Source organism: Bacillus haikouensis, from assembly GCF_013179555.1.
GTDB classification, from domain to species: domain Bacteria; phylum Bacillota; class Bacilli; order Bacillales; family Bacillaceae_B; genus Rossellomorea; species Rossellomorea haikouensis_A.
This window is the reverse complement of sequence record NZ_JABMCR010000186.1, coordinates 1-8,311: the sequence shown is the minus strand read 5'-3', so window position 1 is coordinate 8,311 and position 8,311 is coordinate 1. Positions and strand designations below refer to the sequence as shown.

Here is an 8,311-nt window from a genome sequence, read left to right as displayed (position 1 = left end):
TCCTGGCGACTGTTCTGCTTGCTTCAACGTACGGGGTATACGGGTTATCAATCGGTGTCCTGATCGGTGCAGCCGGACAGTTCCTGATCCAGTACCCTTCTTTCAAAAAAATGGATATCGGATTGAACTTCCACTTCAGGAGAAACAAAGAAAAAATTATAAAGATCATGATTCTGTTTTACCCGATTATCATCGCAGCCATCAGTGTTCAAATGAACAGTCTGGTTGACCGGATGGTTTCGACGGGACTGGATACCGGAAGCGTGTCTGCCCTGAACTATGCCAACCGCCTGCTTTGGCTGCCGCTCAGTGTGATCATGACCCCTTTGATCACCGTGCTCTACCCGTCGATAGTGGAAGGGGCTCTCGAGAGTTATAAGAAGTTCTTTGGCATCATCCAGAAAGGAGCCTCGCTCATCATATTCGCGAGCATCCCCTTTATGATTCTCATGATCATCAAAGGGGACAACCTGATCCAGCTCGCTTTTCAAAGGGGTAACTTTACAAGCGAGGCAACCGGACTTACGAATCAGGCATTAGTGTATTACGCAGCAGGGCTTGTGTTTTTTGCATTGAGGGATTTCCTGATGAACGGTTTCTATGCTTTGAAGAAAACGAAATTCGCCATGTACTCATGCCTGGCTGCCGTTATCATCAATATCATCCTAAGCGTTCTGTTATCCAAAGTGATGGCAGTCGGAGGGATTGCATTGGCGTCGAGTATCTCCATGTTGATCCAGTGCATCGTCTTATTTGGTTATCTGCTGAATAAAAACGGGCGCAGCCAAGGTTATGCCGTTGAATTTGCAAAGGAAACAGCAAAACTTCTTGTCATCTCGTTAGCTGTAACCGGATCGGTCTTCCTGGCGGTGAATTTACTGCCTGAAGGGTTGAACATACTGATTGAAACGACCATTCTAACCGTTCTGATCTTTGGACTTTACTTGATTTTGTCGGCTGTCTTGAAAGTCCATACCATGAAACCAATCGTCCAAAAGCTTACTACTAAAAGGAGTTTTTTGAAATGAGAATCTTACTTACAACCATCTTTGATTACCCGCACGAAGGCGGCCTTTCCACACATATGTCAACGTTGAAAAACGGCTTGGAAGCAAGAGGCCATCAGGTCGATGTGTTATCATTCACACAGCTCAATCCACTCATTCGAAAAGCTTACGCACAGGCTCCCGGTTACATAGCCAGCAAGTTCAAAAGAGGTGCCGGACAGCTCATGAACGACGAAAATCGGAAGACACTGATCCGCAAACAAATCGAACAAATGAGCGATCAGTATGATGTCATCAACTCGCAGGACGTCTATTCCACCCTGGCAGCCGAAACGACCGGTCTGCCTGTCGTCGAAACCGTTCACGGCTATTATTCCTTTGAAGCGATCAGCAGGGGGGCCATCACGGAAGGCAGCAAAGAAGATGCCCAGATCAGGGAAAAAGAAAAGAATGCGTACATATCGGCAGCTAAGGTGGTGACAGTTGACCAGCGCATCAAGGACTATGTTTTCAATATGTCAGGTGTGGAAGCCACTGCAATCAGGAACTTCATCGATGTAGAAGACTTCAATCCGCTGAAGCTTGACTTATCAGGCATCAAACAAGAATTTCATATTCCTGAAGATAAGAAAATGCTCTTTGTACCGAGAAGGATGACCGAAAAGAACGGGGTGATCTACCCGACACTGGCCCTTAGAAAAGTGCTGGAAAAACACCCCGATACCATACTGGTATACGCCGGTACCGGTGAGCAGATGCCCGCCATTAAGAATGAGGTTGAAAAACAAGGGCTGGGAGACAACGTCCTGCTGCTCGGGACCGTGGCTCACACTAAGATGAAGTATCTATACGGGGTCGCGGATGTCGTCCTTGTACCAAGCATCCACTCATACGGCGTCGAAGAAGCAACCTCCATCTCGGCATTGGAAGCGATGGGCTCTTCATCACCTGTCATTGCTGGCGCGGTCGGCGGTTTAAAAGAAATCATTTCCGACCATGAGGACGGGATTTTAGTGAAAGAGAAAGACACGGAAGCATTGTCTGATGCCATCATCGAGGTACTGGATTCACCGGAGTTAGGTGATAATCTGGCCAGTCATGCCCGCCGGAAAATTGAAAAGGAATATTCTCACCTGTTTGCCGCTGAGAAATATGAACAGATTTATCATGAGGCGATCAATGATCAGCGGGTGAAAGTATAGTATTTAGTGTTAAGTGGTTGATTGGATTGAATTGATTGGTGTGTGGATTGTTTTTGTGTTCTTGTGTTTTTGCTTTCTTGTACCTGGTACAGGATAGCCGGTTTGTACCTGGTACATTTCTGTTGATTTGTACCTGGTACACTCCCCTTGATTTGTACCTGGTACACTTCCACTGATTTGTACCTGGTACACCTCCATTGATTTGTACCAGGTACACTCCCCTTAATTTGTACCTGGTACACACTAACCATTTCGTACCTGGTACACAGAACTCATTTTGTACCAGGTACAATTACTATCCTGCCCCCCGCTATTCATGCAAAAAAAGACCGCCAAAAGGCAGTCCCCTCATCTTATTCGTTTTCGATCGTATTCCCCAGTATGACTACTAAATCTTCCATCTCATGGGTCTTGTTCCGCTGCATCAGGTTGTCGACAGCTTCCCTTGGATCTACACTATTAAATAGAATATCGTATAAAGCATCCGCTATGGGCATATCCACTTCATACTTTGTGGCGAGCTGCTTAGCAGCCTTAGTCGTTCGGACGCCTTCAACAACCATTCCCATGTTCTCAAGGACTTCCTCAAGATCCATTCCTTTGCCCAGCATATTCCCCGCTCTCCAGTTTCGGGAATGAACGCTTGTACATGTGACAATGAGATCTCCGATGCCTGAAAGGCCGGAGAAGGTTAATGGGTTCGCTCCCATTTTGACTCCGAGCCTTGAGATCTCGATGAGCCCGCGGGTGATGAGTGCTGCCTTCGCATTATCTCCATATCCCAATCCGTCTCCTACACCCGCTGCCAGGGCGATGATGTTTTTAAGTGCGCCGCCGATTTCGACTCCGACGACATCTGTGTTCGTATATACACGCAAGTAGGAGTTCATGAACAAGTTCTGGACCCGCTTGGATGTCTCCAGGTCACGAGAAGCAGCCACTACAGTTGTCGGCTGTCTCAAAGCTACTTCCTCTGCATGACTGGGGCCGGACAGGACGACGATCTCTGTCAGGTTACCTGGTTCCATCGCCTCTTCAATAATTTCTGATATGCGCAGCAGCGAATCAGGTTCAACCCCTTTACTCACATGGACAATTGTAATAGGGGCAGTCTGGACTTCCTGGACCTTGGCCAACACTTCTCTCATGGCCTTTGTCGGAACTGCAAGGATGATCGTTTCGACACCTTCCAATGCTTTCCCTAAATCCAGATGACCTTCAATATTATCAGGGAGTTCTATGTTCTTAATATATTTTTCGTTCGTATGATAGACATTAATTTCTTCAATCGTTTCCTTGCTTCTTCCCCATTGCTTCACCTTGCAGCCATTATCAGCTAACACGATCGAAAGGGCTGTGCCCCAGCTGCCTGTACCGAGTACTGCGATAGTTTCCTGCTTCATATGGTTGTGCACCGCCTCAATAGTAATATAATGATTTTTTCCATTCCATTTATTAAAGAAAAGAAAAGAGATATATTTTATAATTACCCATAATTATAAGTGAATACTCTCCGTCATGCATAGATGCCAGAAGGACTTCATAAACTACTATGTATATACATAAATAGGATGTGAATGGTTGATGCAAGGGTTGGAAGTCCTAAAACGATTATGTAAACAGTACTTCAACGAAATAATCTATTTGTTCATATTTATTAAGCTTGTTCTTTTTCATCTATTGTCCAGCACGCCGATTTCCAGCGGTGTATATTCCACCTCGATTGGCTTCCTCTTTATTTTTTATTCTATGTCTTTCTTCTTCCGGCATAAGGGCAGGCTGTTTTTTTCATACGGTGTCAGTGCAGTCATTTCTCTTGTACTATTGGCCAATTCACTTTACCTTGATTACTACAGCTCTCCGGTCACCATTTCCACCTTTTATCAAACTGCAAATTTGTCAGGGTTAGGGGACAGCATTCTATTTTTATTCCGAATTGACTATCTCTTGTACTTTATTGACCTGGCTGTGTTTCCCTTCATTTTCTTTAAACAGTCTTTTGTTTATAGAAAAAAACCTTCTATTGTTAAAGGCGTCCTGCCTTTTATGGCCATTGGATTGATTGGCATCTTTATCAAGCCCATTAAATTAACGGTCATCGATCAAATGGAAAATCCGGTACAAGCCTATGATTCACTTGACCAAACAGTGCAATATGGGATCCTCGGACACCATGCACTCGATACCTACTTCCATATAAGAGAAGCACAATTCGAATTATCTTCAGACGAGAAAAAAACGATCCAGTCTGCGCTCACTCAAAAGAAGGAATATGAAAATGAATCAACATACGAAGGGTTCGGAAAAAAGAAAAATTTAATCATGATTCAAGTGGAATCCTTACAACATTTCGTTCTAAATAAGAAAGTGAATGGGCAGGAAATCACACCTACATTGAACAGACTGTTGAATAACTCTATTTCCTTTCCCAATTTCTACGCCCAGACAATCGGGGGGAACAGCTCAGATGCAGAGTTCTTGACTCAAACCTCCCTTTTCCCGATAAAGACAGGATCAGTATTTTTCCGCTATCCTTCCAATACGTATCACTCTCTTGGCCAAAACCTCAAGAAAGAAGGATATTCGACCGTTGCTGTCCATGCTGATGAAAAAACGTTCTGGAACCGCCAGGAAATGTACCCTTCCCTTGGCTTCGACCAGTATGTGACTATTGAACAATTTCCTCAGAAAGAAATTATCGGGATGGGAGTCGGCGATAAGGAAATGTTCAAAGAGACAGCACGGATGCTTGCAGAAATAGAAAAGCCGTTTTATTCTTTTATAGTGACTCTTTCCAACCACATGCCTTATGAAATCGACATAGAAAGACAATCACTTCAATTGCCGGATGAACTCGAAAACAGTTTGTTAGGGAACTATTTTCAAGCAGTTAAGTATACAGATGAATCGCTTGCGTTATTTCTTGAATCATTAAATGAAAAGGCGCTGTTGGAAGATTCAATTATTGTCCTATACGGTGACCATAACGGAATATTCCACAAAGATAAGGCCATGGTCGAAGAATGGCTGAAGAGGGATATTTCAGATGAGCAATGGTACAGGGAGTTCGCTACTGTTCCATTCTTGATTTATCACCCAGCTATAAAGGGGGAAGTCCATCAGACAATCAGCGGTCAAATTGACGTCACTCCCACACTAACCTCAATCATGGGAGTTGACCAGCAAAGAGTGCATGCGATGCTCGGCGTCGATCTATTGAGGACGAATTCCGGTTCTGTCCTTATACCAAGTGGCGGTTACGTGGATAAGTCCCTCTACATCACTGAGGATTCTGTCTCCGACGATGTAACTCTAGAACAGCAAAAGCTGTTAGATATTTCAAATCTCATCATAAAAGGGGACTATTTCAGATAGTAAAAGTACCCTTCTCCCTCCTGCAATATTTATATAATGTTCTCGAGAAGCCTGGATATGCCGGCTTCTTTCTTTGTGTTACTTTCTTATTACAACATCGTTACACGCTTACACTATTTAGTAAAAAAACGCAACAATAAAATGGATTTAAATGTCATTACTCCTAGGACATTCTATCTATATAGAAAAAATTAACATTTATAGAATAGTATTCTTTTATATTTCGACATATGATAGAATTATTTTGTCATATAAGTAATTTATTTGTAAATTACTTAATTACTTTATTATATGGAGGGATAAAGAAAACTATCATGAATTCTATCAGAAAGATTTGTTTTTCTTTGTTGGCCGCTTTACTCATTTTCTCTAACTTTGCCGGCTTTGCACAGGCAGAAACGAGTGAAGCATCAAATGTCAGTGATGTTGTAGTATCATCGGAATCTGGTGAGGTTATTCACTTATATAAAGAACCTTCAGAGGCGAGTGAAGTATTGACTGAGCTCCCTAACACCTCAAAGGTCACTCTTCTTCCCGACAACGAAGTCGGATCTTCATTTACATCAGTAAGCTATTACGATAGTGAAACGGATGCAGAGATTGAAGGATATGTATTAAGTGAATTTATAACTGTCCAAGGATTGCCTGAAGATGGTGAAACAAATCAAGATGATAAGACTCAGGAAGAAGAACTGAATAGTGACCAATCATCTGATACTGACGATTCAATACATGAAGAGGGCGTTTCCTCTGAAGAAGAAAATCCGCAGCCAGCTGATGACGTCGTAACCGAGGAAGATACGATTTCTGATAAAACATCAACTGATGCAGAGGAATCGGAACAACCTTTAGAATCAGACGAACAAGATGGACTTCAAACAGAAACCACTGATGAAGGTAGCGGTGATACAGCTGAAATAGAAGAAAAGTCAAAACAGGCAAAGACTTTTTCAACATTTTCTACTTCGACTAAAGAAGTCGGCGGTGAAACCTTCAAAGGGGTGGCACTAAAAAGCCCAACCCATGTATATGAAGCTCAATCTTCTACCTCTAAGAAGCTGAAAAGCTATGCACAAGGAAGTATCTTAATATACCAAGCTCTTAATTCAAATTGGTATATTGCCACAGTATATATAAACGGCAAGGCGACTACAGGATATATCGCAATCAATGATGTAGAGAATATCTCAGCGAAGCAGACAAGTATGAAGGGAATCGGCATGAAATCGCCGACGAACATCTACACCAAAGCTTCTGACCAATCAAGTGTAATCAAGTCTTATGATCAGGGAAGTCAACTGTACTATAAGACATTTACTTCCGGTTGGTATGAGTGTCTCGTTTATGTTAATGGTAAAGCGACCAGCGGTTACATAAAAGTGACTGATGTCGAGAACCTGGACGGAAAACAGGTTTCGCTTAAAGGTGTGGCAAAGCAGAGCACACCTATCTATAAAGCACCTTCTTCCAATTCTGGTGCTTGGAAGAGCTATCCTGCAGGAAGCGTACTGGTATATAAAACGCTAATCGATGGTTGGTATGAAGCCAGAATATATGCAAATGGCGGATGGAGAACCGGCTACATTAATGCTGCACATGTATCAAATGTATCTGGTGAACAAGTTTCCCTGAAAGGTGTTTCCGTACAGACTACACCTATTTACCGGGGTGTCTCCACTTCTTCTGGTACATGGAAAAGCTACCCTACAGGCAGCGTACTGGTCTACAACACGTTCATAGATGGATGGTATGAAGCCAGGATTTATGCAGACGGGGCTTGGAGAACAGGCTACATCAATGCCGCTAATGTAAAAAATGTAACGGATGAGCAAGTCAGACTAAAAGGGGTCGCTAAACAATCAACTCCTATTTACAAAGAGGTCTCCACTTCTTCTGGTACATGGAAGAGCTATCCTGCAGGCAGTGTACTTGTTTACGATACATTCATCGACGGATGGTACGAAGCCAGAGTCTATGCAGACGGCGGATGGAGAAGCGGGTACATCCATGCATCTCATGTAGAGAATAGTGTTAAGGAACAGGAATCTCTTAAAGGTATCGGGCAGCAGTCTCCAACTAAAATATACGCAGATGCAAGCAATTCTGCTTCTGTTCTAAAGAGCTACGCTGAAGGTACGATCTTATACTACACTACATTTGTAGGTGGTTGGTATGAAGCAGTCGTCTATGTAAACGGCAAGAAAATGAATGGTTACATTGATGCAAGTCATGTAGAAAACATCATTGACCGCCAGGATGATTTAGAAGGAATATCCCTGAAGAGTCCGACGAATGTCTATTCTTTAGCGTCCAAAGGTTCTCGGGTCCTTAAAAATTATACCAAAGGTTCCGTCTTGAATTTCAAGACATTCTCAGCAAGCTGGTATGAAGCTGTTGTCTACATTGAAGGTGTCCGACACGTTGGATATATCCATAAAAATGATATCCAAACATTAGGAACTGATGTCATACAGGATAACACAAGTTACGGTATGACATTCGATGAAATGCTGGACTTGCAAATGAAAAACAATCCTCAGACGGACCTTTACAGAAATGAACCTGCTTACATTTGGGCTGAATATGTGGACATGAGTACATGGAAAGTTACCGATGACGATGTTAATGTGCGTTCATCTCCGACTACATCCACCAGCTCTAACATCGTCTCTGAGGTCAATGAAGGCGATTGGGTGAAGGTAATCAAGAAGGAAGGCAATTGGGTCG

4 protein-coding genes and 1 pseudogene are annotated in these 8,311 nt (G+C 43.0%); 4 read left to right on the top strand and 1 reads right to left on the bottom strand.

All coding sequences use genetic code 11. The features are described from left to right. Window positions 1-1,028: murein biosynthesis integral membrane protein MurJ (gene murJ, locus HP456_RS16245; RefSeq protein WP_172252975.1), on the top strand; the 1,028-nt coding region annotated here is incomplete at its 5' end. Further along, window positions 1,025-2,209, top strand: coding sequence for a glycosyltransferase family 4 protein (locus tag HP456_RS16240; RefSeq protein ID WP_172252973.1), 1,185 nt, complete (start codon window positions 1,025-1,027; stop codon window positions 2,207-2,209). The genes murJ and HP456_RS16240, both read left to right, overlap by 4 nt. Window positions 2,210-2,562: 353 nt before the next feature. Here HP456_RS16240 and HP456_RS16235 read toward each other — a convergent pair whose 3' ends face one another. Continuing rightward, on the bottom strand, window positions 2,563-3,612 hold the full coding sequence (locus HP456_RS16235; protein WP_172252971.1) for an NAD(P)H-dependent glycerol-3-phosphate dehydrogenase: 1,050 nt from the start codon (window positions 3,610-3,612) through the stop codon (window positions 2,563-2,565). A gap of 181 nt (window positions 3,613-3,793) precedes the next feature. Here HP456_RS16235 and HP456_RS16230 point away from each other — a divergent pair, with 181 nt between their 5' ends. Then, complete coding sequence (locus HP456_RS16230) at window positions 3,794-5,584, top strand: LTA synthase family protein (RefSeq protein ID WP_246289142.1); 1,791 nt, start codon at window positions 3,794-3,796, stop codon at window positions 5,582-5,584. Window positions 5,585-5,898: 314 nt separating this feature from the next. Then, window positions 5,899-8,311: pseudogene (locus tag HP456_RS16225) on the top strand (hypothetical protein); the annotation flags it as partial.